This window comes from Nocardioides sp., from assembly GCF_035576065.1.
Taxonomy (GTDB): domain Bacteria; phylum Actinomycetota; class Actinomycetes; order Propionibacteriales; family Nocardioidaceae; genus Nocardioides.
On record NZ_DATLWX010000015.1, the window covers coordinates 96,865 to 123,012 of the forward strand.

At 69.0% G+C, this 26,148-nt stretch carries 26 protein-coding genes; 19 read left to right on the top strand and 7 right to left on the bottom strand.

The window, feature by feature from the left end:
* The first annotated feature begins 32 nt into the window (after window positions 1-32).
* Entirely contained in the window at window positions 33-1,847 is a 1,815-nt protein-coding gene (locus VNJ48_RS08105) for an ABC transporter ATP-binding protein (RefSeq protein ID WP_325600900.1), read from the top strand.
* On the opposite strand, the gene VNJ48_RS08110 is transcribed toward VNJ48_RS08105, so the two are convergent.
* On the bottom strand, window positions 1,840-2,610 hold the full coding sequence (locus VNJ48_RS08110) for a GAF and ANTAR domain-containing protein (protein ID WP_325600902.1): 771 nt from the start codon (window positions 2,608-2,610) through the stop codon (window positions 1,840-1,842). The two genes, VNJ48_RS08105 and VNJ48_RS08110, sit on opposite strands and share 8 nt — an antisense overlap.
* Window positions 2,607-3,389, bottom strand: coding sequence for an ANTAR domain-containing protein (locus VNJ48_RS08115; RefSeq protein ID WP_325600904.1), 783 nt, complete (start codon window positions 3,387-3,389; stop codon window positions 2,607-2,609). Before VNJ48_RS08115 ends, VNJ48_RS08110 begins: the two co-directional genes overlap by 4 nt.
* Before the next feature lie 292 nt (window positions 3,390-3,681).
* On the opposite strand from VNJ48_RS08115, the gene VNJ48_RS08120 reads away from it, so the two are divergent.
* The 3 genes from VNJ48_RS08120 (at window position 3,682) to VNJ48_RS08130 (ending at window position 6,745) form a co-directional block, all read left to right on the top strand.
* Window positions 3,682-4,458 (top strand): response regulator transcription factor, encoded by a 777-nt coding sequence (locus VNJ48_RS08120; protein ID WP_325600905.1) that lies wholly within the window; start codon window positions 3,682-3,684, stop codon window positions 4,456-4,458.
* 80 nt (window positions 4,459-4,538) lie between these two features.
* A complete protein-coding gene (locus tag VNJ48_RS08125) occupies window positions 4,539-5,222 on the top strand; it encodes a GAF and ANTAR domain-containing protein (protein ID WP_325600907.1) in 684 nt (227 codons plus the stop codon).
* A complete protein-coding gene (locus tag VNJ48_RS08130) occupies window positions 5,219-6,745 on the top strand; it encodes a PP2C family protein-serine/threonine phosphatase (protein ID WP_325600909.1) in 1,527 nt (508 codons plus the stop codon). The genes VNJ48_RS08125 and VNJ48_RS08130 overlap by 4 nt, the downstream gene beginning before the upstream one ends.
* A 23-nt stretch (window positions 6,746-6,768) precedes the next feature.
* Here VNJ48_RS08130 and VNJ48_RS08135 read toward each other — a convergent pair whose 3' ends face one another.
* Complete coding sequence (locus VNJ48_RS08135; protein WP_325600911.1) at window positions 6,769-7,341, bottom strand: 1-acyl-sn-glycerol-3-phosphate acyltransferase; 573 nt, start codon at window positions 7,339-7,341, stop codon at window positions 6,769-6,771.
* Between the two features lie 99 nt (window positions 7,342-7,440).
* On the opposite strand from VNJ48_RS08135, the gene thrS reads away from it, so the two are divergent.
* Entirely contained in the window at window positions 7,441-9,450 is a 2,010-nt protein-coding gene (gene thrS / locus VNJ48_RS08140) for a threonine--tRNA ligase (protein WP_325600913.1), read from the top strand.
* Between the two features lie 28 nt (window positions 9,451-9,478).
* Here thrS and VNJ48_RS08145 read toward each other — a convergent pair whose 3' ends face one another.
* The gene (locus tag VNJ48_RS08145; RefSeq protein ID WP_325600915.1) at window positions 9,479-9,976 is read right to left on the bottom strand and encodes a GNAT family N-acetyltransferase; all 498 of its coding nucleotides are present in this window, start codon (window positions 9,974-9,976) and stop codon (window positions 9,479-9,481) included.
* A 23-nt stretch (window positions 9,977-9,999) separates the two neighbouring features.
* Between VNJ48_RS08145 and VNJ48_RS08150 the strand changes: the two genes are divergently transcribed.
* Window positions 10,000-10,503 carry an HIT domain-containing protein gene (locus tag VNJ48_RS08150; protein ID WP_325600917.1) on the top strand — a complete coding sequence of 168 codons (504 nt, stop codon included), beginning with the start codon at window positions 10,000-10,002 and terminating at the stop codon, window positions 10,501-10,503.
* Between the two features lie 6 nt (window positions 10,504-10,509).
* Here the strand turns inward: VNJ48_RS08150 and VNJ48_RS08155 are convergent, their stop codons facing one another.
* Together VNJ48_RS08155 and VNJ48_RS08160 are read right to left on the bottom strand one after the other, a co-directional pair.
* Window positions 10,510-11,652, bottom strand: a complete 1,143-nt coding sequence (locus tag VNJ48_RS08155) for a N(5)-(carboxyethyl)ornithine synthase (protein WP_325600918.1) — start codon at window positions 11,650-11,652, stop codon at window positions 10,510-10,512.
* Entirely contained in the window at window positions 11,649-11,780 is a 132-nt protein-coding gene (locus tag VNJ48_RS08160; protein ID WP_297740197.1) for a hypothetical protein, read from the bottom strand. The genes VNJ48_RS08155 and VNJ48_RS08160 overlap by 4 nt, the downstream gene beginning before the upstream one ends.
* A gap of 106 nt (window positions 11,781-11,886) precedes the next feature.
* Here VNJ48_RS08160 and VNJ48_RS08165 point away from each other — a divergent pair, with 106 nt between their 5' ends.
* From VNJ48_RS08165 to VNJ48_RS08185, 5 genes are all read left to right on the top strand, one after another.
* Window positions 11,887-12,642: an inositol monophosphatase family protein gene (locus VNJ48_RS08165; RefSeq protein ID WP_325600920.1), complete on the top strand. Its 756-nt coding sequence runs from the start codon at window positions 11,887-11,889 to the stop codon at window positions 12,640-12,642.
* Between the two features lie 10 nt (window positions 12,643-12,652).
* A complete protein-coding gene (gene pgsA / locus VNJ48_RS08170) occupies window positions 12,653-13,327 on the top strand; it encodes a phosphatidylinositol phosphate synthase (RefSeq protein WP_325600922.1) in 675 nt (224 codons plus the stop codon).
* Window positions 13,328-13,336: 9 nt separating this feature from the next.
* A complete protein-coding gene (gene pdxS, locus VNJ48_RS08175) occupies window positions 13,337-14,254 on the top strand; it encodes a pyridoxal 5'-phosphate synthase lyase subunit PdxS (protein ID WP_325600924.1) in 918 nt (305 codons plus the stop codon).
* Between the two features lie 385 nt (window positions 14,255-14,639).
* Entirely contained in the window at window positions 14,640-15,239 is a 600-nt protein-coding gene (gene pdxT, locus VNJ48_RS08180; protein WP_325600926.1) for a pyridoxal 5'-phosphate synthase glutaminase subunit PdxT, read from the top strand.
* A gap of 14 nt (window positions 15,240-15,253) precedes the next feature.
* The gene (locus VNJ48_RS08185; protein ID WP_325600928.1) at window positions 15,254-16,036 is read left to right on the top strand and encodes a YebC/PmpR family DNA-binding transcriptional regulator; all 783 of its coding nucleotides are present in this window, start codon (window positions 15,254-15,256) and stop codon (window positions 16,034-16,036) included.
* A gap of 199 nt (window positions 16,037-16,235) precedes the next feature.
* Here VNJ48_RS08185 and VNJ48_RS08190 read toward each other — a convergent pair whose 3' ends face one another.
* Entirely contained in the window at window positions 16,236-17,141 is a 906-nt protein-coding gene (locus VNJ48_RS08190) for a type IV toxin-antitoxin system AbiEi family antitoxin domain-containing protein (RefSeq protein WP_325600930.1), read from the bottom strand.
* A gap of 332 nt (window positions 17,142-17,473) precedes the next feature.
* Between VNJ48_RS08190 and ruvC the strand changes: the two genes are divergently transcribed.
* From ruvC to VNJ48_RS08230, 8 genes are all read left to right on the top strand, one after another.
* Window positions 17,474-17,995 (top strand): crossover junction endodeoxyribonuclease RuvC, encoded by a 522-nt coding sequence (gene ruvC, locus VNJ48_RS08195; protein ID WP_325600932.1) that lies wholly within the window; start codon window positions 17,474-17,476, stop codon window positions 17,993-17,995.
* The gene (gene ruvA, locus VNJ48_RS08200) at window positions 17,992-18,591 is read left to right on the top strand and encodes a Holliday junction branch migration protein RuvA (protein ID WP_325600934.1); all 600 of its coding nucleotides are present in this window, start codon (window positions 17,992-17,994) and stop codon (window positions 18,589-18,591) included. Before ruvC ends, ruvA begins: the two co-directional genes overlap by 4 nt.
* A gap of 10 nt (window positions 18,592-18,601) precedes the next feature.
* On the top strand, window positions 18,602-19,693 hold the full coding sequence (ruvB, locus tag VNJ48_RS08205; RefSeq protein ID WP_325600936.1) for a Holliday junction branch migration DNA helicase RuvB: 1,092 nt from the start codon (window positions 18,602-18,604) through the stop codon (window positions 19,691-19,693).
* Window positions 19,694-19,805: 112 nt separating this feature from the next.
* Complete coding sequence (gene yajC, locus VNJ48_RS08210) at window positions 19,806-20,150, top strand: preprotein translocase subunit YajC (RefSeq protein ID WP_325600938.1); 345 nt, start codon at window positions 19,806-19,808, stop codon at window positions 20,148-20,150.
* Window position 20,151: 1 nt separating this feature from the next.
* Window positions 20,152-21,867, top strand: coding sequence for a protein translocase subunit SecD (gene secD / locus VNJ48_RS08215; protein WP_325600940.1), 1,716 nt, complete (start codon window positions 20,152-20,154; stop codon window positions 21,865-21,867).
* Entirely contained in the window at window positions 21,867-23,099 is a 1,233-nt protein-coding gene (secF, locus tag VNJ48_RS08220) for a protein translocase subunit SecF (RefSeq protein WP_325600942.1), read from the top strand. Before secD ends, secF begins: the two co-directional genes overlap by 1 nt.
* Before the next feature lie 62 nt (window positions 23,100-23,161).
* Window positions 23,162-23,680, top strand: coding sequence for an adenine phosphoribosyltransferase (locus tag VNJ48_RS08225; RefSeq protein WP_325600944.1), 519 nt, complete (start codon window positions 23,162-23,164; stop codon window positions 23,678-23,680).
* A gap of 94 nt (window positions 23,681-23,774) precedes the next feature.
* On the top strand, window positions 23,775-26,012 hold the full coding sequence (locus tag VNJ48_RS08230) for a bifunctional (p)ppGpp synthetase/guanosine-3',5'-bis(diphosphate) 3'-pyrophosphohydrolase (RefSeq protein WP_325601343.1): 2,238 nt from the start codon (window positions 23,775-23,777) through the stop codon (window positions 26,010-26,012).
* The last annotated feature ends 136 nt before the right edge of the window (window positions 26,013-26,148 follow it).

Sequence of the window (26,148 nt, forward strand, 5' to 3'; positions counted from 1 at the left end):
GGCTCTGACCACGCAGCGCCTAGCGTGAGCGCGTGACGACGGAGCGTGTGACCGCAGCAGCCGACCAACCGCTTCGCGCGCTGTGGAAGCGCTACGGCGCCTACCGCCCGCGCTTCATCGCCGCCGTGGTCGCATCGACGGTCAACAAGGTCGCCGACGTGGTGCCGGAGCTTCTCATCGGCGCCGCGGTCGACGTCGTCGTACGCGGCAACGCCTCGTTCGTCGGCGACGTGCTCGGCGTCGAGTCGCGCTATGCCCAGCTCGGCTGGCTCGCTTTGATCAACGTCGTGGTGTGGATCATCGAGTCCGCCTCGCAGTACGTCGCCGACGTGCTGTGGCGGGGCCTGGCGCAGGGCGTCGAGCACGACCTGCGCGTCGAGGCCTACGACCACGTGCAGCACCTCGACCTGGGCTGGCACGAGGCGCGACCGGCAGGCTCCACGCTCGCCACCCTGAACGACGACGTCAACCAGCTCGAGCGGTTCCTCGACATCGGCGCCCCGGCGATCCTGCAGACCGCGCTCAACGTGGTGCTCGTGGGCGCCGTCTTCGCGGTCGCGTCCGGCCAGCTCCTGTTGTTGGCGTTCCTGCCGATCCCAGTCATCGTGATCGGTTCGTTGGTGTTCCAGCGACGGTTGGAGCCGCTCTACGCGCGGGTGCGGGAGGCGGTGGCCGATCTCTCCGGCACCCTCAGCGCCAACCTCGCCGGCATCGCCACGATCAAGGCGTTCACCGCGGAGGACCGTGAGCGGGACCGCGTCAGCGCCGTCTCGGCGGCCTACCGCGACGCCAACCGGACCGCGATCCGGTCGTCGGCGGCCTTCGTCCCGCTCGTGCGGATGGCCATCCTGGCGGGCTTCACGTGCACGCTGCTCCTCGGCGGGTGGGCGACGCTGCGAGGCGAGCTCGAGGTCGGCCTCTACTCCGTGCTGGTGTTCATGACCCAGCGCCTGCTCTGGCCCCTCACCGAGGTCGCCGAGGTGCTCGACCTCTACCAACGCGGACGCGCCTCGACCAGCCGCATCCTGGGACTCCTCGAGGAGCCGGTCACCGTCCCCGCCGGGGTCACTGCCCTGGCGCGGCCCGTGAGGGGTCGGATCGAGCTCAAGGGCGTTCGCGCCGGGTATGGCGACGGGCCGGACGTGCTGCACGGCATCGACCTCGTCGTCCCGGCCGGCGAGACGCACGCCATCGTCGGCGCCACCGGCTCGGGCAAGTCGTCGCTGCTGCGGCTCGTGCTGCGGTTCGACGACCCCCGCTCGGGCCAGGTGCTGCTGGACGGCCAGGACGTCCGGGACCTCGACTGGGACTCGTTGCGGGGCTCCATGGGATACGTCGCCCAGGACGTGTTCATGTTCGCCGGGTCCATCGGCGAGAACATCGCCTACGGTCGTCCCGACGCGACCCCGGAGCAGGTCCACGCGGCTGCCGAGGCGGCGGCCGCCCTCGAGTTCATCGATGCGCTGCCGGCCGGGATGGACGCCTGGGTCGGCGAACGGGGAGTCACCCTCTCCGGCGGGCAGCGCCAGCGGCTCGCGCTCGCGCGGGCACTGCTCCGCGACCCCGCCCTCCTCGTGCTCGACGAGGCCACCAGTGCGGTCGACAACGAGACCGAGGCCGCCATCCAGCGATCACTGCGACGGGCCACCGCCCAGTGCACCGCTCTCGTCGTGGCGCACCGCCTCTCGACGGTCCGTCACGCCGACCGCATCTGGGTGCTCGACGCTGGGCAGATCATCGAGAGCGGCACCCATGACGAGCTGCTCACGCTCGACGGGCCGTATGCCGCGCTGTGGCGGGTCCAGACGGGCGAGCCTGCACGAGGCGAGACTGCGAGCCTCAGGTGATGACGGCGGCTGACCTGGCGTGTTGCACGAGGGTCTCGCCACGCAGCTCGCGGTTGACGACCTGGGCCGCGACCGCGCTGAGCTTCTGACCGTGGTCGCGGGCATAGCGACGCAGGACAGCGAAGGCCTCCTCCATCTCCAACCCGCCGCTGCTGGCGACGACCCCCTTCGCCTGTTCGAGGGCGATCCGACTGGCGAGGGCGTGTTGCAGCTGCGAGATGACGATGGTGCGGTCCTCTGCGGCCTTCTCGTTGACGATCGCCACGCAGGCCACGTGCGCCAAGGCCTGGGCCAGGGCCAGGTCGGGCTCCGTGAGGGAACCGACCGTCTCGCCGAACAACCCCAGGGCCCCCAGCACGTTGCCGCGCAGTCGCATGGGCAGGGCGTGCACCGACGCGAACCCGGCGCGGTCGGCGCGTTGGCAGAACACGGGCCAGCGGCCCGTCGCCGCTGACAGGTCGGGCACGTTGACGGCCTTGCCGCCGTGGAAGCAATCGAGGCAGGGACCTTCGTCGCGCTGCAGCTGGAACAGCTCAAGGTTGTGCGTGCGCTCCGAGGAGGCCGCCACGAAGTGCAACGCGCCCTTCTCGTCGGTGAGCAGGAGGCCGGCAGAGGCGACGTCCAGCAGCCGGGCACAGCTCTGGGTGAGGTTTGTCAGCAGGTCGATCATGTCGTAGCCGTCCACGAGCTCGTTGGACAGCTCGACGAAGGCTCGGATGACGTCGGTCTCGCGATTGGCGATGCGGTCGGGACTGTCGGTCATGACTGACTCCTCCCCAATCCGAACCGGTCGTCCCGGTCCAGGACCAACCTACGCTCCACGATGGCCCTGGCGACCTCACTCGCAGTCTGCTCCGTGGCCATCGCGTGCGCACGCAGCCGCACCAGTGCCTCGGGGGCGCCGACGTCGAGCTGCGAGATCAACATCCCCGTCGCTTGATAGACCTCGATCCGGTCCATGTCGGCCAGGAGCCCCCAGGCGTCCTCGCCCTCGGACATGAGCTTGTCGTCCAGGGTGCTCTCGGATCCGATGATGTCACTTGTCAGCAGCCTGAGCAGCGGCAGGGAAGCGAGCTCCGCGGCCAGCACAGCGCCGGTCAGCTGATCGCTCCCGAGCGGGCCGGGACCCTCCCGGAACAGGTCGAGTGCGCCGACGCAGGCCGACGTCACCATGATCGGCAGGGCGAACACGCCGCGCACCCCGTCGCCCAGCACGGCGCCGGCGAAGGCGGGCCAGCGCCGTTCCTCCGGGGAGTCGAGGTCGGGCACGAGCACCGGTCCCCGGCTGCTGACCGAGTCGAGGCACGGTCCCTCGCCGTAGGTGAACTGGTATTCGTCGAGTCGGCGGCCCAGCTCGTTGCTCGACCCGAACGTCCCGCGAGAGGATCCCTCCAGGACGATCGACACCGCGGCACCGTCCACCCCGAACAGGCGCACGCACGCCGCGCACAGCTCATCGGCCCCGGCGAGCCCGGGGCCAGCACCAATGACCGCCGCGCTGAGCTCGGACCGCATCTCCTCGACCGAGGTGCTCACAGCCATGCCCGTCGTCGGTCGTCGAGCGGAACTACGACGGTGGGATCTTGGCCGGGCATGCGGTCGAGCATACGCAGGTCAACGCACGGTGGACGCCCAACCCGAGGCGGAGCCAGACACCGACAGGTCTCGCCGCGGCGGTGAAGGTCACGTGCGCCCGGACGTGTGGTTCACTTGAAGGAGCCACATCAGTGGCGCTACCCCGGACCTCGGTGGCGTGGACGTCGACCACAGCCCGAGCGGGGATCTCCCGACGTGTCAGGCGTCCCGTCACATGGGACCCGAACGTGAGGACGTCATGGGAGTCATTCCTGAAGTCATTTCGACCGCGATCATCGATGCCGAAGCGACCCGACGAGCCCCCTCACAGCTGCACGTCGCGGAGCACGCACGCCTTGGGCACACACCGCTGCACGTCGCCGCCAAGCCGCTGCGGGTCACTGTCGTCGGCGACGACGAGATCACCGTCCGAGGACTCAGCTCGATGGTGGGCATGACGGGGACCATCGAGCTGGTCCGACTGACTCGTTCGCTGACGGAACCCGTCGACATCGCGTTGTACGACCACGCCCACGCAGGCGCTACGGCAAGCAGACCCACCCTCGCCCAGCTCCTCGCCGACGCCCGCATCCGCCGGGTCGCCCTGTTCACCTGGAACTTCCAGCCGTGGTCGGCGCCCGGCTTCCTCGAACAAGGTGCAGCCGCCTACCTGCCCAAGAGCCTCAACGGCGCCGAGCTCGTGGCGGCACTGCATGCCATCCACAACAATCAGCGGCCAAGCACTGGTTCAGCGCGGACCATGGCAGACACGGGCGGTCTCGCTGAGAACGGCGAGATCCTGACCGAACGAGAGGCCCAGGTCCTCTCCTTCATCTGCCAGGGCCGCACGAACACCAACATCGCCGGGACCTTGGGCTTGTCGGTGAACACGGTGAAGTCCTACGTCCGCGGGGCCTATCGCAAGATCGAGGTCGAGTCCCGCTCCCGGGCGGTCCTGTGGGGTCTGGAGCACGGGTTCGGGAGCGGCCCGGGCGCAGACCCGGCGTCCGGCACGCGTTCCGGGGCGCGCTCATGACCTCGGATTCCTCCGGCCCTGGGGACCCTCCCGTCTATGTGGCGGGAGACGACCCGCCGTGGGTGGGTGAGCTGACGGGGGTGGCACGTCGCATGTCGGGCGTCCTGCTGGCCCACGAGACCGTCGACACGGTGCTGCGGCTGATCACCACGCTGGCCGTTGAGGCCATCCCCGGGTCCACGGGCGCAGGCGTCACGCTGACCGATGCCCGCGGGCAGCCCACGAGCGCCGCAGCGACCGATTCGCTGGTGGAGCGCGCCGATGTGCTGCAGTACGAGCTGAACGAGGGCCCCTGCCTGGCGGCCATCGCCACCCGCACCCCTCAGCGCGTCCACGACCTGGCCGCGGAGCAGCGGTGGCCCCGTTGGGCAGCGAAGGCGCAGGAGATCGGCCTCGGCGCAACGCTGAGCGCGCCGCTGTTCGCCGGTGACCTCTGCCTGGGGGCGATGAAGGTGTACGCCGATCGAGCGGGCGCGTTCGAGGAACGTGCGGAGCAGCTCCTGGGACTGCTCGCTGCCCCAGCGGCGGTCCTCGTGGCCAATGTCCAGTGCCAGCAGGATGCTCGTCGGATGAGTGAGAACCTCCGCACGGCCCTGGGTCACCGGGATGTGATCGCGCTGGCCAAGGGCACCCTGATGCACAGTCGCAACGTCGACGAGCAGGGGGCGTTCGCCATCCTCGCCGCGGCGTCGGCGCGACAGAACCTGCCCCTGCACGATGTGGCACGCGAGCTCGTCCTGGCGACGACGCGTCGCCGATCATGACCATCCCGTATTCCGACGACTCCACCGCCGAGGTGACGGTGGACGGCGTCGGCGATGGACATCGCGCAGCGATCCGAGCAGTGCTGGACCACGGCACCCTCTCGATGGAAAACCTCTGGCTCCGCGCCTTCTCGATCGGCGCGGACCTCGACCTCATCGACCTCGAGGGCTATCTGCACGGGCTGATGAGCCTCCCTGCACTCCAACGCGACGTCCTGGCCCATGCGGCCAATGAGTACCTCGACGACGAGGTCGGTCGGTCCCGCGTCCCCTACAGCCGGGTGCTGAGCCACCCGCTCCCTGCGCACGGTCCCCTGGCCGCGCTGGTGCACCTGATCAACGAAGCCCCGCGCGCCCTCTTCGGCAAGCTGGCGGCCGTGGCCGCGGAGGCGGCAGGTGAGCTCGGAGTCGGGGTCGTGGTCTATCTCGTCGACTACGAGCAGCTGCACCTCGTGCCCATGTCGGACCCGGAACGCTCGCCGGCCGCGGCTCCCCGACCCCGAGAGCCGCTGGACATCGAGTCCACCCTCCCGGGCCGGGCGTTCCAGAGCGGCATCACGCAGTCGGCGATCAGTGACGCGCAGCTGCGATGGTGGGTCCCCATGGTTCGCGGGACCGAACGGATCGGTGTCCTTGACGTCCTTCTCCGCGATCCGCGTGACCTGCACGACCCCTATCTGCGTCAACAGTGCGAGTGGCTGGCCAGCATGCTCGGCAATCTCGTCCTCGGCGCGGCCGAGCACGGCGACGGGGTGGACGACGTACGCCGCACACAGCGGCGCTCGCCGGCAGCGGAGCTGATGGCGTCGTTGCTACCGCCCCTGAGCGCCGAGAGTGAACGGTTCACCCTGGCGGGACTGCTCGAACCCTGCTACTCGATCGGAGGCGATGCCTTCGACTACGCGTTGGGGCCCGAGCGGGTCCAGCTGGCGGTCTTCGACGGGATGGGACATGAGCTCGGAGCAGGCCTGATCGCCGCCACTGCTCTCTCGGTCTACCGAGCGGGCCGCCGCTCGGGCGATGACCTCCCCGCGCTGGGAGAGGCCCTGGACGAGGCTCTCGAGGCACAGTTCCCCGACGCCTTCGCCACCGGCATCCTTGCCGATCTGGACCTCCGGACGGGGAGCCTCGAATACCTGGCCGGCGGGCACCCGGCACCGCTGCTGCTGCGCGACGGCAAGGTCGTCACTGCGTTGGAGGGTGGTCGACGACTGCCCTTCGGTCTGGGCGACGGCACTCGCACCGTCGGCCGCGCCTCACTGGAACCTGAGGACTGGCTCGTGCTCTACACCGACGGCGTCACTGAGGCACGCGCCGCCGGCACCGGCGACCTGTTCGGAGAAGAGCGTCTCATCGACTTCCTCGAGCGCGAGGCCATGGCCCAGCACTCGCCGACCGAGACCGTCCGTCGGTTGATCCACGCAGTCCTTGACCATCAGGCCGACGTCCTCCAGGACGACGCGACCGTCCTGCTGGCCCGCTGGGCGCCGGGTGTCCCTGCACCACCGCTCGTCACCCTCTGAAGGAGGCCGCCGCGGGGACCGGGCTACGCCTCGTTGCGCAGCCGCGGCTCAGTGCGGTTCTCGGGGCGCAGCCCGCGTTTGTCGGCGTAGAAGGCCCGGATCATGTCCATGTCGGCCGCCACGTCACCGCTGGGCATGAAGGTGGGACCCGAGCCGACGGTGCGCGAGGGGCCGTCCATGAAGGCGAGGGTGACCGGGAGCCCAGTCTGCTGGGAGAGGCGGAAGAAGCCGGACTTCCAGTAGTCGCCCTTGCTGCGGGTCCCCTCCGCGGCGATGGTGAGGAGGAACTCGTCCGAGCGTGCGATGAGGTCCACGAGCGCCTTGATGTCGGCGCCCGGATTGTCGCGGTCGATGGACACCGCGCCGGTGGCCCGCATGATCGGGCGCAGCGGTCCACGGAAGAACTCCTTCTTCACCATGATCCGCGGCTGCCGGCTCTGGCTCCAGGCGAGCAGCAGCGAGACGACCCAGTCCCAGTTGGAGGTGTGGGGGGCGCCCACGACGATGCCGTGCGTCGGCAGCGATCCTTCTGTACGCCACCGCGCCAGCCGCAGGACGGTGCGGGCCAGGCGAGGGCGGATCACCATGCGTGCCATGGGGGTGAGGCTACTGGTGCCGGGCGCCAACAATCCGGTGGCCCTCGATGGATACGATCGATGGACCCGCAAGTCCGCCGTACCTCATCAGGAGTCACTGTGTCCGAGATCAAGGTCGTCCGCACCCACGCTGGTCAGCGTGAGGAGCAGACACTGACGACCTCGGACGGGGCGCCGGGCACCAAGGCTTGGGAGCTCTTCCGCGACGACGCCGACGTCATCGCGGCTCGGGTCGATGGCGAGCTCAAGGATCTGTCCTACGAGCTGCGCGACGGCGACGAGGTGGAGGGCGTCGACATCGCCAGCGCCGACGGGCGCGACATCCTCCGGCACTCGACCGCCCACGTGATGGCCCAGGCAGTCCAGCAGCTCTGGCCCGAGGCCAAGCTGGGCATCGGCCCGCCGATCACCGACGGCTTCTACTACGACTTCGACGTCGAGACCCCGTTCGTGCCCGACGACCTCGTCAAGATCGAGTCGGCGATGCGCAAGATCATCAAGGACAACCAGCGCTTCGAGCGCCGGATCACCACCGACGCCGACGCGATCAACGAGCTCAAGGACGAGCCATACAAGCTCGAGCTGATCGGCCTCAAGGGTGGCGCGGGAGCCGAGGACACCGAGGGCGCCAGCGTCGAGGTGGCCAGCGACGCGGGTGCGGAGCTGACGATCTACGACAACCTCGGACGCAACGGCGAGGCCAAGTGGTCCGACCTGTGCCGCGGGCCGCACGTGCCGACCACCAAGCGCATCCCCGCCTTCAAGCTGATGCGCACTGCTGCGGCGTACTGGCGAGGAGACGAGAAGAACAAGCAGCTCCAGCGCATCTACGGCACCGCGTGGGAGACCAAGGAGGCGCTCGAGGAGCACCTGCACCGCATCGAGGAGGCCGAGCGGCGCGACCACCGCAAGCTCGGCCGCGACCTCGACCTGTTCAGCTTCCCCGACGAGCTGGGCTCCGGGCTCGCGGTCTTCCACCCCAAGGGCGGAGTGATCCGCCGGGTGATGGAGGACTACGTCAAGCAGCGGCACATGGAGGAGGGCTTCGAGTACGTCGCCACCCCGCACATCACCAAGGAGGGGCTCTTCCACACCTCCGGGCACCTGCCCTACTACGCGGACACCATGTTCCCGCCGATGGAGATGGAGGGCAGCGACTACTACCTCAAGGCCATGAACTGCCCGATGCACAACCTGATCTACCGGTCGCGCGGGCGGTCCTACCGCGAGCTGCCGCTGCGTCTGTTCGAGCTCGGGTCGGTCTATCGCTACGAGAAGTCCGGGGTCGTGCACGGGCTGACCCGCGTCCGCGGCCTGACGATGGACGACTCGCACTCCTACGTCATGCCCGAGCAGGCCGCCGACGAGATCAAGCACCTGCTGAGCTTCCTGCTCGGTCTGCTGAAGGACTTCGGGCTGGACGACTTCTACCTCGAGCTGTCCACCCGTGACGACTCCAAGCCGGACAAGTTCATCGGGAGCGACGAGGACTGGACCAACGCGACCCGCATCCTGGAGGAGGCCGCGGCCGAGTCCGGGCTGGAGCTGGTGGCCGACCCGGGTGGTGCGGCCTTCTACGGTCCGAAGATCTCCGTGCAGGCCCGCGACGCGATCGGCAGGACCTGGCAGATGTCGACGGTGCAGTACGACTTCAACCAGCCGAAGGGCTTCGGGCTGGAATACCAGGCCGCTGACGGTTCTCGGCAGCAGCCGGTGATGATCCACTCCGCCAAGTTCGGCTCGATGGAGCGCTTCATGGGCGTGCTCGTCGAGCACTACGCCGGCGCCTTCCCGCCCTGGCTCGCCCCGGTGCAGGTCCAGGCGATCCCCGTGGCGGACGCGTTCAGCGACTACCTGCACGACGTGGCGCGAAAGATGAAGGCGCAGGGAATCCGGGTCGAGGTCGACGACTCCGACGACCGGATGCAGAAGAAGATCCGCAACGCGCAGCTGCAGAAGGTGCCCTTCATGATGATCGCCGGCAACGACGACGTCGAGGCTGGTGCGGTCTCCTTCCGCTACCGCGACGGACGCCAGGACAACGGGGTGCCGTTGGAGGAGGCGATCCAGCGTGTGCAGCAGGCGGTCGCGGCCCGCGAACAGGTCTGATCCCGGACTTGCTCGGGGCAGTGTCCAGCTATGCGGGGCGGGCGCGCTCGGCGACCCGCTTGGTGTAGCGGCGGCACGGCGAGACCCACGTCCGGCCGCCCGCACTGACTTCGTACGGCAGGTCGCCGGCATCGTGCCAGCCGGACTTCTCGTAGAAGCGTCGGGCGCGTGCGTTGCCGGCGACGACGGCTAGCCACGCCTCGTCGTGGCCCGCGGCTGCCACCAGCCGCTCGCCCTCGGTGAGCAGCAACACCGCCAGCCCGGTGCCGCGAGCCGCTCGTCCGACGAAGACCTGCTCCACCTCGTCACCGCTCACCATCACGAACCCGAGCAACCCATCGCTCAGGCCGACTGCCACCGTCGTGTCGGCCACCCGATCCGAGGTGCGCTCGTGGAAGGCCGTGGGCGTGCGTAGCGCCGTCAGTCCGTCCGGCACGAGGCCTGCGTGTCCGTCGTGCCAGCCCTCGTGCCACAGGTCGGCGACGGCGGGCATGTCTGCCGGGGCAGCCGATCGAATCGTGACCATGGCTCCAGCCTAGGATCGAGAGCATGCACGACGAGAGCCCGGACGGCCTGACGCGGCTCTGGACGCCCTACCGCATGGCCTACGTCCGGTCTGACACGACCGCCGACGGCTGCCCCTTCTGCCGGATCCCCGAAGGTGCCGACGAGGACAACCTGATCGTGGCTCGCGGTGAGCACACCTACGCGGTCCTCAACCTGCATCCCTACAACCCGGGACACCTCATGGTGCTGCCCTTCCGTCACGTGGCCGGGCTGGAGGACCTGACGCCCGACGAGTCGGGGGAGCTGATGGCGCTGACCCAGCAGGCCATCCGCGCGATCCGCAGCGTCAGCGCTCCGCACGCCTTCAACGTGGGCCTCAACCTGGGCGGGCCAGCCGGCGGCTCGCTGGCTGACCACCTGCACCAGCACGTCGTCCCACGCTGGTCGGGTGACGCCAACTTCATCACGGTGATCGGCAACACCAAGACCCTCCCGCAGCTGCTTGAGGACACCCGAGCGCTGCTCGCCGACGCCTGGAGCGGCTGACGACCCTCAGTTCACCGGGTGCGGGTGCTCCTCGGCCCGGCCCTGGAACGCCAGGATCGCCGGGTTCTGGATCCGGCCGTCGCGGATCTCGATGGCCCGGGTGATCGTCTCGTCACCCTGCCAGGCCTCCGGACCCGACAGCACGGTCTCGATGAAGGGCATCAGGGCCTCGCTGTTCTCCCACGTCGCGGAGTTCCACAGGTAGGACGGGCTGTGGTCGACGGCGTAGTAGTGAACCCGGTCCGCCACGGTGAACATCGGGTCGTCGAACGTCGTCGGCGTGGCCCACGAGAAGCCCATCGCCTCGTCGCAGGACACGTCGACGATCAGGCTGCCCTGCCGGAAGGCCGGGAGGTCCTCGGTGCGGAGGTAGGTCAGCGGCGCGTTGGGGTCCTGCAGCGTGCAGTTGACGATGATGTCGTTCTCCGCGAGGTACGGCGCCAGCGGCATCCGGCCACGCTCGGTGATCACGTGGCTGACCGCCGGGTCGTCGGGGTCGTGGTCGAACTGGCGGATCCGCACCGAGTGGATGGGGGAGCCGACAGCGGCGACGCCACGGTTCGTGAGCACCGCGACCTGGTTGACACCGTGCGCGTTCAGGGCGGTCACCGCTCCCCGAGCAGTGGCGCCGAAGCCGATCACCACGGCGCTGAGCCGACGGCCGTAGTCACCGGTGATGCCGACCAGCTCCATCGCCTGGAGCACCGAGCAGTAGCCGGCGAGCTCGTTGTTCTTGTGGAAGACGTGCAGGCCGACCGAGCCGTCGACGGTCCAGTGGTTCATCGCCTCGAAGGCGATCAGGGTGAGCTCGCGGTCGATGGCGAGCTGCGTCATCTCGGGGTCCTGGACGCAGTGCGGCCAACCCCACAGCACCTGGCCGGGGTGCATGGCCGCGACGTCCTCGTGCTGGGGCTTCGGCAGCACCACCACGTCGGAGCCGGTGATGATCTCGTCGCGAGAGGCGAAACCGGCCACGTGCTCGGCCAGGTCTGCGTCGCTGCGTCCGAACTTCTCGCCGTACCCGTGTTCGAGGGTGATCCGAGCGGCGATCTCCGGGGCGAGCCTGGACAGGTGGTCGGGGTGCAGGGGGAGTCGGTGCTCGTTCTCCTTGGTCGACGTCCCGATGACGCCGAGGCTGAGGAGGCTCACTTCTTCTTGGTGCCCAAGTTCTCAGAGGGGCTGCCCCCGCTGGCCTTGTCGCGCTTGTCGGCCCGCTTCTCCTTGATGGACTTGCTGGTCTTCTTGGTCATGCCTTGCCGCGGCGACTTGTCGGCCATCGGGACTCCCTGGTTGGGAGCCCGGGCGGCTCCGTGCGGTCACAGTACGCCGCCCGTCCACCCTGCCGACGCCGCAGCGACTCGAGGCGGCGGTAGCCTGCGCGACGTGGACGACGCAGAGCTGGCGACCAGGCTCGTCACGGAGGCCGGGGCGCTTGCAGCGGCGATGCGGCGCGACGGGCTGGGTGCCGAGACCAAGACGCACGTCTCCGACATCGTGACGGCAGCCGACCGTGCCGCCGAGGCACAGGTGGTCGCGACCCTCAGGCGGGTTCGGCCTGACGACTCGATCATGGGGGAGGAGGGCGCCGACCACACCGGCACGAGCGGGCGGACCTGGGTGATCGACCCGATCGACGGCACCTACAACTTCCACCGCGGTCTCGACTGGTGGTGCAGCGCGGTCGCCCTGGTGGACGGCGAGCGGCTCCTCCTCTCGGGCGTGCACCAGCCGACGTCGGGAGCGACGTTCCTCGGCGGCCCCGGGCTGCCCAGCACCCGCAACGGCGTGCGCCTGCCCGCGCTGACCGACCGTCCGCTGCGCGAGTCGTGCGCGACGACGTACCTCCACCCGCCCTTCTACGACGGTGAGGTCGGCGCGGCCTTCGTCCGCGCGGTCACGGGCGTCGCGACGCTGCGGATGATGGGCTCGGGGACGATGGACGCGATGGCCATCGCCCAGGGACAGTGCGACGTGGTCTTCCAGCACTCGGTCCCTGACTGGGACCGGCTGCCGGGGGCGGCGATCATCCGCGGCGTCGGAGGTGAGTCCCGCGTGGTGTCCGCAGCGGGCGTGGACTGGCACGTCGCGGGGGTGCCCACGGCTGTGGCCGAGGTCTGCCGAGCCCTGCTCAGCGAGTAGCCTCGCGGCCGTGGACAACCAGAACAGACCGCGGTCCAGCGTGCTCAACGAGTCGGTGCTCGACCGCTTCAAGGGCTTCTGGCAGGGCGTCGTGCTGCAGCCCTTCATCAAGCTCTTCATCAGGCTGGGGATCAGCCCCGACACGGTCACCGTGGTCGGCACGGTCGGCGTCTGCGCCGGAGCGCTCATCTTCTTCCCCCAGGGGATGCTCTGGCAGGGCGTCCTGTTCATCACCGCCTTCATCTTCAGCGACCTGATCGACGGCCAGATGGCGCGGACGATCGGCCGCAAGGACACCTTCGGGGCCTTCCTGGACTCCACGCTCGACCGGATCGCCGACGGCGCGATCTTCGCCGGACTCGCCCTCTACTTCGCCTGGGTCGCCGAGGACCGGCTCTACCTCTGCCTCGCGCTCGTCTGCCTCGTGATGGGCTCGGTGACGTCCTATGCGCGCAGCCGCGGCGAGGGCCTCGGCTTCAACGCCAAGACCGGCATCGCCGAGCGGGCCGACCGACTGGTGGCGATCCTGGTGTTCACCGGCTTCGGTGACCTGCTCGACCTGCCCATCCTCTACGAGGTCGCGCTGTGGCTGCTCGCGGTCGCCAGCACCGTCACGGTCATCCAGCGGATCCTGCTCGTACGCCGACAGGCCCTCGATGCCGTCAAGCGGGACGAACGCCAGTAGAATCAGGGCATGGCTGAGCAGACCCCCACCGCCCCCGAGTCCACCTCCTCCACCGGCACCTCGCGCGTCAAGCGCGGCATGGCCGAGATGCTCAAGGGCGGGGTGATCATGGACGTCGTCACCGCCGACCAGGCGAAGATCGCCGAGGATGCCGGCGCGGTGGCCGTCATGGCCCTCGAGCGCGTTCCGGCCGACATCCGCGCGCAGGGCGGCGTCAGCCGCATGAGCGACCCGGACATGATCGACAGCATCATCGAGGCCGTCTCGATCCCGGTGATGGCCAAGGCCCGGATCGGCCACTTCGCCGAGGCGCAGGTCTTGCAGTCGCTCGGTGTGGACTACATCGACGAGTCCGAGGTCCTGACCCCGGCCGACTACGCCAACCACATCGACAAGTGGAAGTTCACCGTTCCCTTCGTCTGCGGAGCCACCAACCTGGGCGAGGCGCTGCGCCGGATCACCGAGGGCGCGGCCATGATCCGTTCCAAGGGCGAGGCCGGCACCGGTGACGTGTCCAACGCGGTCATGCACATGCGCACCATCGGTGGTGAGCTGCGCCGACTCTCCTCGATGGAGCCCGACGAGCTCTACGTCGCGGCGAAGGAGCTGCAGGCGCCGTACGACCTCGTCAAGGAGGTTGCCGCAGCCGGCAAGCTGCCGGTCGTGCTGTTCACCGCCGGCGGCATCGCGACCCCGGCCGACGCCGCCATGATGATGCAGCTCGGTGCCGAGGGCGTGTTCGTCGGCTCCGGCATCTTCAAGTCCGGCAACCCGGCAGAGCGCGCCGAGGCGATCGTCCAGGCCACCACGTTCTTCGACGACGCCGACGTGGTCGCCAAGGTCAGCCGCGGCCTCGGCGAGGCCATGGTCGGCATCAACGTCGACGAGATCCCGCAGCCGCACCGCCTCTCCGAGCGCGGCTGGTAGTCGCTACTCCGACGTCGGGCGCAGCCCTGGCCTGTGGTGATGGACGAGGTGGGCTTTTCCGACGCGGAATGAGGCCCCCGGAGCTCCGACTGTTACCTGTTGTGGATTCATCGTGGTTGGCGCCCCCTCGTCGACTCACCACCATGGCCCGAACGGTCGAACTCCGGGCCGGGCCGTAGTCCTTGATAGCCATTTGTCAAAATTGTGTAGCAATTGCAACGGGAGATCCTCAAACTAGTGACAGCGGGCCATGGGGGCTCGCGGTCCCCCCCGGATCCAGCACTTCCATCAGCTCCACGAGCTCCACGCAGGCCACGGCACTCCTGGCCTGCGTGGACGCGCGCCGCTTCGTCGGCGAGGCCGAGCTGCCCCTACGATTCGGGGCATGTCGACGCCCACCATCGGAGTGTTCGCGCTCCAGGGCGACGTCCGCGAGCACGTGCGACTCCTGGCTGAGCTGGGCGTCGACGCGGTCGCAGTGCGTCGGCCCGGCGAGCTGGAGCGGTGCCACGCGTTCGTCATACCGGGCGGCGAGTCGACCACGATGTACAAGCTGGCCCGCACCTTCGAGCTCTTCGACCCGCTGCAGGCAAGGATCCGCGCCGGTATGCCGACCTTCGGGACCTGCGCCGGCATGATCATGCTCGCCGATCGGGTGCAGGGAGGCACCGCCGACCAGGAGACGCTGGGGGGCCTCGACATCACGGTGCGTCGCAACGCCTTCGGGCGCCAGGTCGACTCCTTCGAGGGCGAGCTCGACTTCGAGGGCCTGCCCGACAGGGTGCGGGCGATCTTCATCCGAGCCCCGTGGGTCGAGAGCCTGGGCGAAGGCGTCGAGGTGCTTGCCCGCGTCGAGGCGGGGGAGGCGGCGGGTAGGATCGTCGCCGTCCGCGAAGGGCATGTGCTGGCGACGTCGTTCCACCCCGAGGTGGGCGGGGACGACCGCATCCACCGCTACTTCGTCGACATGGTCACGACCGCTTAGCAGAGGGAGCCCCCATGTCCGGCCACTCCAAGTGGGCGACCACGAAGCACAAGAAGGCCGCGGTCGACGCCAAGCGCGGCAAGCTGTTCGCCAAGCTGATCAAGAACATCGAGGTCGCAGCCCGCCAGGGCGGCGGGGACCTGTCGGGCAACCCGACGCTCTTCGACGCGGTGCAGAAGGCGAAGAAGAGCTCGGTCCCCAACGACAACATCGACCGCGCGGTCAAGCGCGGCTCCGGTGCCGAAGCAGGGGGCGCCGAATACTCGACGATCATGTACGAGGTCTACGGACCCGCCGGCGTCGCGTTCCTGGTCGAGTGCCTGACCGACAACAAGAACCGCGCCGCGATGGAGGTGCGCACCGCCGTGACCCGCAACGGCGGCACGCTGGCCGATCCCGGCTCGGTCTCGCGCCTGTTCACACGCAAGGGCGTGATCGTGGTGCCGAAGATGCAGGAGAAGGACGGCGCTCCGGCCGAGGTCTCCGAGGACATGGTCCTCGAGGCGACCCTCGACGCCGGTGCCGAGGACGTCAACGACCACGACGAGTCCTTCCAGGTCATCTCCGAGGCGACCGACATCGTGGACGTGCGCCAGTCGCTCCAGACCGCGGCGATCGACTACGACTCGGCAGACGTCGAGTTCGTGCCCAGCATGGAGATCCCGGTCGACAAGGACGCGGCGGTCAAGGTGCTCAAGCTCGCCGACGCGCTCGAGGACCTCGACGACGTGCAGAACGTCTTCACCAATGTCGACATCCCCGACGACGTGCTGGCGCAGCTCGACGCCGAGGACTGAGCATCGTTTGACACCGGTCCGATGTAACGCCGGGTTAGCACCTGTTGCGGCAGGGAGGGCAGGTCCGGTAACCCGGCGTTACAGCAAGCCCGGCGGGGTCACCCCGCGCGTTGACGAGACCGCTTGATGACGTACGGCGCAAGGTCGTCGATCGAGGTGCCAAAGCGTTGGCACGTGTCCGCGAACTCGCGAGCCGACCTCACCAACGCCTGGTTCCGTCCGCTGCCGCAGTCGTACGCGGTGATGCGGGAGGCGCCGAGCTTGAACCCCGTGATGAAGTCAGTCGCCGCTTCTCCTTCAGGACCACGACCTTCGGATCCTCACCGCTGGGATTGTTCTCGTCGTACTTCAACTCCCCATCCACCTCGAAGATGTGCCGACCGACGCGGAAGTCGCAGTAGACACTGCGATTGCCGTCGCTCAGGCCGAACTGGGTCTCCGGCCGGCCGATGCCGAGCTCCAGCACAAGATCGCGGCCCTGGGACTCCAGGTAGGTCTCGGCACCACCGTCCGCCATGTCGATGCACCACCGCATGAGCCGACTCCTGGGCCAGCACCACATGCGGGCCAGCTCCTCGGCGAGCTCGCCACGCGTCGCACCTTCCCGCATGGCGCCATCGCACGCGGCGAGTCCCGCGACACGTCCATGCTCGCGCGTCATGTCCAGCGCAGTGCGCGCCGCACCCAGAACCCGCAGACCCTCGACCGTGACGACGTCCTCTTCCCGGTACGGCGCCAGATGGTGCTTCACCCCGGCTCGCACCGCGTCGCCGTGCACGTTGGGTCGGGTGAGGTGAACCAGCGATGTCGCAGGGTGTGGTGCGCCCATGCCCAAGACGATGGCGGCGGAGTCGTGGCTGAACACGAACGGCGTCGCCCGCAAGGTGAGGGCGGCGGCTCGGATGCGCAGCGTCGGCTGCTCGAGGTAGGGGTCCATCGATTGCCACATCTGCGCGTCGGCGTACACCCCGCGTCGAAGTCGCACCAGGAGCCGCGCCTTGAGCAGCCGGCGGACGTCGAGGTGGGTGACACCCGCCTCGGCGAGCTGGCCGGCTGTGACGAGGCCGTGCTGCGACTGCATGAGAGCCCGGACTGGCAGATACATCTGGCCAGCGTGCCGACCGACCGCGAGAGCCGCAGCCGCGCCGTGGGCCCCTTGTGGAGGACCCTCTTCGGGAGGTGCCTGTGCACGTCTCGCGGCCCCACGCCGACGCGCAGACCAAGTAACCGCCGGGCATGTAACGCCGGGTTAGTGTTTGTATCGCCCCCACTGCAGCAGAGGGGCAACAGCAGATAACCCGGCGTTACAAGCCCGCGCCGATCATTAGCCGGCGTCGGACAACCACGACGCGTCATCCGTGCGTGTCGCACCCCGCGGCGGTGGGGGCGCGGGTTAGCGTTGGCCCGAACAGACGTTCGGACGAGAGGTGCGACTTCATGCGGGTGCTCGGGATCGATCCCGGTCTGACGCGCTGTGGCGTCGGCGTGGTCGAGGGCTCCGTCGGGCGCCCACTGACACTGATTGACGTCAACGTCCTCCGCACGAGCGCGAGCGAGCCGATCGCGCAACGACTGGTGACGATCGAGCGCGGCCTGGACGCCTGGCTCGATGAGTTCGAGCCGGATGCCGTCGCGGTGGAGCGGGTCTTCGCGCGCTCCGACTCCAGCACCATCATGGGCACCGCCCAGGCGAGCGGCATCGCGCTGGTGGTGGCCGCGCGACGCGGTCTGCCGATCGCCCTGCACACCCCGAGCGAGGTCAAGGCCGCTGTGTCGGGCAGTGGTCGGGCGGACAAGGCGCAGGTGACTGCGATGGTCACCCGCATCCTGCGGCTGGACGCGCCACCCAAACCCGCCGACGCCGCCGATGCTCTCGCTCTCGCCATCACCCACATCTGGCGCGGGGGCGCGCAGGCCCGCATCGACGCAGCACTGGCTGCGGCAGGGAGGAAGCCGTGATCGCCTTCGTTCGTGGGGATGTCGCCGCCCTCACCCTGACCAGCGCGGTGCTCGACGTGGGCGGGATCGGGCTCGAGCTCATGTGCACACCCGGCACGTTGGCCACGCTGAGGGTCGGGTCCGTGGCGACCTTGTCGAGCAGCATGGTGGTCCGCGAGGACTCGCTGACCGTCTTCGGCTTCCTCGACGACGACGAGAAGCAGATCTTCGAGCTGGTGCAGACCGCCTCCGGCGTCGGGCCCAAGGTGGCCCAGGCCATGGTCGCGGTGCTCTCGCCTGACGACGTACGCACCGCGGTGGCCAGCGAGGACGTCAAGACGCTCACCCGTGTCCCCGGGATCGGTCAGAAGGGGGCGCAGCGGATCATCCTCGAGCTCAAGGACCGCATCGGTGCACCGACGGGCGCCCGCCTCGCCGGGCAGCCCGCGGCAACCGCTGCCCCGTGGCGTGACCAGGTGCACCAGGGTCTGGTGGGACTCGGCTGGTCCGCCAAGGAGGCCGACAAGGCTGTAGAGGCCGTCAGTCCTGACGCCGGTCGCGATCCCGACGTGCCTGCCCTGCTGCGCGCTGCCCTGCGTACGCTGAGCAAGGCCTGAGAGGCACGTCATGGACTGGGAGAGCGACACCGACGACGTCGAGCTGACCGAGGCAGAGGCCGCGCACTTCCGGCGGCTCACCTCCGCGGAGGCCGACGGGGACGAGCGGGCGGTCGAGGCCGCGCTACGCCCGAAGAGCCTGGACGAGGTGGTCGGCCAGACCAGGGTCCGCGACCAGCTCGGACTGGTCCTCGAGGCGGCTCGCCGGCGCGGCCGGGCCCCCGACCACGTGCTGTTGTCCGGGCCTCCCGGGCTCGGTAAGACGACGCTGGCGATGATCATCGCCGCCGAGATGAGCGCGCCGCTGCGGCTGACGAGCGGGCCAGCGATCACCCATGCCGGTGACCTGGCGGCGATCCTGTCCGGCCTCAACGAGGGCGACGTGCTCTTCGTCGACGAGATCCACCGGATGTCGCGCCCGGCCGAGGAGATGCTCTACATGGCGATGGAGGACTTCCGCGTCGACGTCATCATCGGCAAGGGGCCCGGGGCCACCGCGATCCCGCTCGAGATCCCCCCGTTCACGCTGGTCGGGGCCACCACCCGGGCGGGCTTGCTGCCCGGACCCCTCCGCGACCGCTTCGGCTTCACCGCCCACCTCGAGTTCTACGAGCCCCACGAGCTCGACCTGATCGTGCACCGCTCGGCACGCCTGCTCGAGGTCGAGCTCACCGACGAGGGTTCGGCCGAGATCGCGGGCCGGTCCCGGGGCACGCCCCGCATCGCCAACCGGCTCCTGCGACGAGTTCGCGACTTCGCCCAGGTGCGAGCCGACGGCGTCGTCACCATCGAGGTGGCGCGCGCCGCGCTCGAGCTCTACGAGGTCGACGAGTCCGGTCTCGATCGCCTTGACCGTGCCGTGCTCGACGTCCTGTGCCGACGCTTCGGTGGCGGTCCGGTGGGCGTCTCCACCCTCGCGGTCGCCGTCGGCGAGGAGCGCGAGACCGTCGAGGAGGTCGCGGAGCCGTTCCTGGTCCGCAAGGGCTTCCTGGCCCGCACCCCGCGTGGGAGGGTGGCGACCCCCGCCGCTTGGCACCACCTGGGCCTGAGTCCACCCACTCTGCCGGCCGGACCCGACTCCACGCTCTTCGAGGACATCTGACCCGGCGCCGTCGCGACGCCCGCGTACACTCCACCGTTGGTCGCTCCCGGTGCCGTCCGGCACTGAGCGAGGACCACACTCCTGTCGTCATTCCACAGCTGAGGAACTTCTCGTGGACCAGCCTTACTCCTTCCTGCCACTGGTGGCCATCGCGCTGCTCTTCTGGTTGATGGTGGTGCGTCCCGCATCGCGCCGGCAGAAGGCCATCGCCCAGCTCCAGGCCGACCTGCAGCCCGGTCAGCGAGTGATGTTGTCCTCAGGGATCTTCGGCACCATCCGGTCCCTGGACGATGACCGGGCGATCGTGGAGATCGCGCCCGGCGCTGAGATCGAGGTCGTCCGCGCGGCCATCGGAGCGCTCGAGCAGCCCGCCGACACGGCGACCGAGTCCGAGTCCGAGTCCAGGCCCGAGTCCAGGCCCGAGTCCAGGCCCGAGCCCGGCGACGAGCAGGGCTGACGTGGCACCCCGCAAGCCCAACCCGGGACGTACCGTCGTCGTCTTCCTGCTGCTCACCGCCCTGACCTATGGGGTCATGGCCATGGCCGGCGTCTGGACGCCCAAGCTCGGGCTCGACCTCCAGGGCGGGACCCGGATCACGCTCGTCACGAAGGGCGAGGTCGACAGCGAGAGCCTGGCCGAGGCCCGCGGCATCATCGAGGACCGCGTCAACGGTTCCCGCGTCGCGGAGGCCGAGGTCACGACCCAGGGCAACAAGTACGTCGTCGTCGAGATCCCCGGCGAGAGTCGGCGCGACCTCGTCGAGACCGTCAAGCGTCAGGCCCAGCTCCGCTTTCGGGTGGTGGCCGCTGCCGCCGGCGGCGTCCCCGGTGCGACTCCGGCCGTGCCGGACCCGACAGGGTCGAGTCCAGCGCCACCCAGCCCGGCTCCCGAGAAGCAGCGGAACAAGCCGCGGGACAAGCCCCAGAGCGCGCCCGCAGGCAACAACCGCGCGCCCTACGCCTGGGCGGCCACCGCTGGACAGGAGGAGTCCGAGGAGTCCGAGACCCCGGCACCCAGCCCGTCGGAGTCCACGGCGACGCAGGCACCGGTCCCCGAGGACGAGTCAGACCAGCCTTCGGGCATCGATGATCCGCTCACCTGGATGGACAACCCCGACGCAGCATCCGTCGCCGCCTTCGAGCAGTTCAGCTGCCCCCCGCCGGGCGAGCCGGTCGATGTCGTCGACGACCCCGACAAGCCGCTGGTCACGTGTGACCAGAACGGGACGAAGCTGTTGCTGTCCATCGCCATGATCGAGGGCACCGACCTCGACGCAGCAGACACCCTCGCGCCCAACCAGTCGAGCGTGGAGTGGGGTGTGAACCTCGACTTCAACCGTGGGGGGACCGAGGAGTTCTCGGAGATCTCGCAGGCTCTCGTGGGCACCGAGAAGCAATTTGCCGTCGTTCTCGACGGACAGGTCATCTCCGCTCCGACGATGAACGGGTTGATCAACGACGGGAACGCCCAGATCACCGGGCAGTTCACCGAGGCCGAGGCCCGCAGCCTCGCGACCAGCCTGAAGTACGGCGCCCTGCCCGTCTCGTTCGAGAGCGACCCACCGGTCGAGCTGGTCGGACCGTCGCTGGCCGGCAACCAGCTCTCCGCCGGCATCACCGCCGGCCTCGCGGGGCTGCTCCTGGTGATGCTCTACTGCCTGCTCTACTACCGCGGCCTCGGCCTGGTCGTCATCGCCTCGCTGCTGGTGGCTGCCACCCTGACGTACTCGCTCGTCGTGCTGCTCAGCGAGGCCGTGGGCTTCACGCTGACGCTGCCCGGCATCGCGGGGCTCATCGTGGCCGTGGGCATCACCGCCGACTCGTTCATCGTCTTCTTCGAACGCATCCGCGACGAGATGCGTGACGGCAAGTCCATGCCGACGGCGGTCGAAGCCGGCTGGGTCCGGGCGCGCAACACCTGTCTTGCTGCCGACGCGGTCTCGTTGCTCGCGGCAGTGGTGCTCTTCGTCTTCGCGGCCGGAGTGGTGAAGGGCTTCGCGTTCGCACTGGGCCTGTCCACGCTGATCGACCTCGCTGTGTTCTTCTGGTTCACCCACCCGATGGTGTCGTGGTTGGCACGCTTCCGGTTCTTCAACCGCGGTCACGCGATGTCGGGGCTCAGCGCCGACACTCTCGGTCTCACCCGCACCGCGACTGCTGGAGGGCAGGCCTGATGGGCGCTTTCTCCCGACTGGGCAACGATCTCTACTCCGGCCGACGTTCGATCGACTTCGTCGGACGCCGATGGGTCTGGTACGCCGTCTCCGCCCTCATCATGGCCTTGGCCAGCTTCGGACTGCTGCGCGACGGCCTCAACATGGGCATCGAGTTCACCGGCGGGGCTGAATACCGCGTGACCGTACCGGCGGAGAAGGCCACGCAGGAGACGGCCGACGAGCTGCGTTCAGCAGTGGCCAGCACGGGGATCGACAGTGCGTCGGACTCCCAGGTCACCACGTCCGGCGATGAGGCCATCCTTGTCCAGACGCAGCCCGTCAACGACGATGAGAGCGCTGAACTGGTGTCGACGATCCTCGAGGTCACCGGCGCCACCGAGGCGGACATCTCCCAGACCGAGATCGGTCCGAGCTGGGGCAAGGAGGTCGCCGAGCGGTCCCTGCTCGGACTGGCCGTGTTCCTGGTTCTGGTCACGCTGTTCATCTGGGCCTACTTCCGTGAGTGGAAGATGTCGGTCGCGGCGCTGGTCGCCCTGGCTCACGACGTCCTGATCACGATCGGCATCTACGCCCTCTCCGGGTTCGAGGTCTCGCCCGCCACCGTGACCGGCGTGCTGACGATCCTCGGCTTCTCGCTCTACGACACCGTCGTGGTCTTTGACAAGGTGAGGGAGAACACCCACCAGCTGAAGAAGTCGCGCCTCTCGTACGCCGAAGCGGCGAACCTCGCGGTCAACCAGACGCTCGTCCGCTCGATCAACACCTCGATCGTCGCGCTCATCCCAGTTGCCGCGATCCTGTACGTCGGCGTCGTACAGCTCGGCTCAGGTTCGCTCAAGGACCTGGCCCTGGCGTTGTTCGTGGGGATGGCAGTCGGCGCCTACTCGTCGATCTTCATCGCCACCCCGCTCCTCGTGCAGCTCAAGTCGGGCGAGAAGGACCTCGACCATGACGAGCGTCGAGCAGCAGCGAGACGCCGCGAGGCTGGGGCCGACCTCTACTCGAGCGTCCGGGGGGCAGATTCCAGTGCCACCCCGCCGCCCGACCCGCGTCAGGTCCGCGCGGACGGCACAGTCGCCACCAAACCGAAGACGGCTCCGCCACGTCAGGCAGAAGCAGTCAACAAGGGCCGGGTGGTGCCCAAGCCGCACGGTCCGGTCAAGCCGAGCCCGTCGGCCGGCCGGGTGCAGCCCACGCGACAACCCCGGTCCAAGCGGGGCAAGAAGTGAACACACGCGGGGCAAGCCGCCCGTGGACCCCTCAAGAGTCCGGAGACGTCGCCCGGGAGGCCATGACTCGCCTGGTGCTCGACGTCCCCGACTACCCGCTGCCGGGGGTGATGTTCAAGGACATCACGCCCCTGCTCGCCGACCCCTCGGGCCTGGCTTCCGTGGTCGTTGCGCTCGCCGAGCATGGCCGCGGCCCGGACGGCACCGTCGTCATCGACAAGGTGGTCGGCATGGAGGCGCGGGGCTTCATCCTCGGGGCACCCGTCGCGCTCGCCCTCGGCGCGGGCTTCGTGCCCGTGCGCAAGGCGGGCAAGCTCCCGCGTGCCACCCACGCGGTGTCCTACTCGTTGGAGTACGGAGAAGCCACGTTGGAGGTCCACCAGGACGCGGTCGCACCGGGCGAACGCGTCCTGCTGATCGACGACGTGCTGGCCACCGGCGGCACCATCGCGGCGACCCGGCGGCTGATCGAGGCGTGCGAGGGAACCTGCATCGGGGTCGCCGTCCTGATGGAGCTCACCGCCCTCGGTGGCCGTGCAGCACTGGGTGATCTGCCGATCCACGCCGTCATGACGGTGTGAGATCACCGGTCACTAGACTGAGCAGATGGCCGAGGAACCCAGCACCCCTGTGACGCAGGAGCGCGCCGCGGGGGTCCCGGTGTCGGCTCGGAGCATGCGTTCGCGGCTGGCCCGGATCGGTGCCAAGGCACCGACCGGCAACCCGGTGCTCGAGCCGTTGTTCCGCTCGGTGCGTGCCAATCATCCCAAGGCCGACCTGGCGTTGCTGGAGCGCGCCTACGAAGTGGCCGAGAAGATGCACGGCAGCCAGATGCGCAAGAGCGGTGACCCCTACATCACCCACCCCTTGGCCGTGACCACGATCCTGGCCGACATCGGCATGACCGAGCCGACGCTGGTCGCAGCGCTGCTCCACGACACGGTCGAGGACACGCCGTACACCCTCGACGAGCTGCGCGCCGACTTCGGCGACGAGGTGGCGCTGCTGGTCGACGGTGTCACCAAGCTCGACAAGGTGCAGTACGGCGACTCCGCCCAGGCGGAGACGATCCGCAAGATGATCGTGGCGATGTCGCGCGACATCCGCGTCCTGGTCATCAAGCTCGCCGACCGCCTGCACAACATGCGCACGCTCCGCTACGTGCCCCACGCCTCCCAGGAGCGCACGTCACGCGAGACGCTCGACATCTATGCACCGCTGGCGCACCGGCTCGGCATGAACACCCTCAAGTGGGAGCTCGAGGACCTGGCGTTCGCCACGCTGCACCCGAAGATGTACGACGAGATCGTTCGACTCGTCGCGGATCGGGCGCCGTCGCGTGACCAGTTCCTGGCCGAGGTGATCGCCGGGGTCGAGGCGGACCTGCGCGAGGCCAAGATCAAGGCCAAGGTGACCGGACGGCCCAAGCACTACTACTCGATCTACCAGAAGATGATCGTGGGTGGTCGTGAGTTCTCCGACATCTACGACCTCGTCGGCATCCGGGTGCTCGTCGAGGAGGACCGCGACTGCTACGCCGTCCTCGGTGTCCTCCACTCGCGCTGGAACCCGGTGCTCGGCCGGTTCAAGGACTACGTCGCGATGCCGAAGTTCAACATGTACCAGTCGTTGCACACCACGGTCATCGGTCCGCAGGGCAAGCCGGTGGAGCTGCAGATCCGCACCTTCTCGATGCACCGCCGCGCGGAGTACGGCGTGGCGGCGCACTGGAAGTACAAGGAGAACGGCAAGGCCGGTGTCGACACCGACGCCCGCGCCGGCTCGTCCCAGCTCGGGGACGACATGTCGTGGCTCCAGCAGCTGCTCGACTGGCAGCAGGAGGTCGAGGACCCGGGCGAGTTCCTGGAGTCGCTGCGCTTCGAGATGAACCGCGCACAGGTCTACGTCTTCACCCCCGCCGGCGACGTGATCCCGCTGCCGGTCGGAGCAACTCCGGTCGACTTCGCCTACGCCGTGCACACCGAGGTCGGTCACCACACGATCGGTTCGCGGGTCAACGGTCGCCTGGTGCCGCTCGAGTCGACGCTCGACAACGGCGACGTGGTCGAGGTGTTCACCTCCAAGGCGCCCAGCGCCGCCCCGTCGCGCGACTGGCTCAACTTCGTCAAGTCGCCGCGGGCGCGCTCCAAGATCCGTCAGTGGTTCACCAAGGAGCGGCGCGAGGAGGCGATCGAGCGCGGCAAGGAGCAGATCGCCCGCCTGATGCGCAAGGAGGGCCTGCCCCTCAAGCGGCTGATGACCCACGAGTCCCTCACCCAGGCCGCCACCCACTTCAACCACGCCGACGTCAGCGCGCTCTACGCCGCCGTGGGGGAAGGAAACCTCAGCGCCCAGGCGGTCGTACGCCGGGTCATCGACCTGCACGGCGGTGACGACGGGGCCGCGGAGGATCTCTCCGAGGGCGTCACGATCACCCGCCGCTCACGCACGGTGTCGAGCAGCACGGACTCCGGAGTCGTCGTCAAGGGTGTCGACGACGTGTGGGTCAAGCTCGCCAAGTGCTGCACCCCCGTCCCGCCCGACGCGATCCTGGGCTTCGTCACCAAGGGTGGGGGAGTCTCGGTGCACCGGCGCGACTGCACCAATGCGGGGAGCCTGCAGACCCAGCCCGAGCGGGTGCTCGAGGTGGAGTGGGCGCCGACCTCGCAGTCCACGTTCCTGGTGAACATCCAGGTCGAGGCCCTCGACCGTGCCCGACTGCTCTCCGACATCACGATGGTGCTCTCGGACGCCCACGTGAACATCCTCAGCGCGTCCCTCACCACGACGCGCGACCGCGTCGCCAAGAGCCGCTTCACCTTCGAGATGGGAGACGCCTCTCACCTGGACAGCGTGCTGCGCACCGTGCGCAGCGTTCCCGGCGTCTTCGACGCCTATCGCGTCACCAGCTAGTTGGCGCTCGCTTCGCTCGCGCGTGCTCGTCGCCCCTGAACGGACTGTCTTCCCTCGTCGCTCGACGGCGCTGCCTCGCTGCGCTCGTCACGCTTGCTCGCTCCTCAGTCCAGACAGCCCGGGGGCGCCGGGCGTT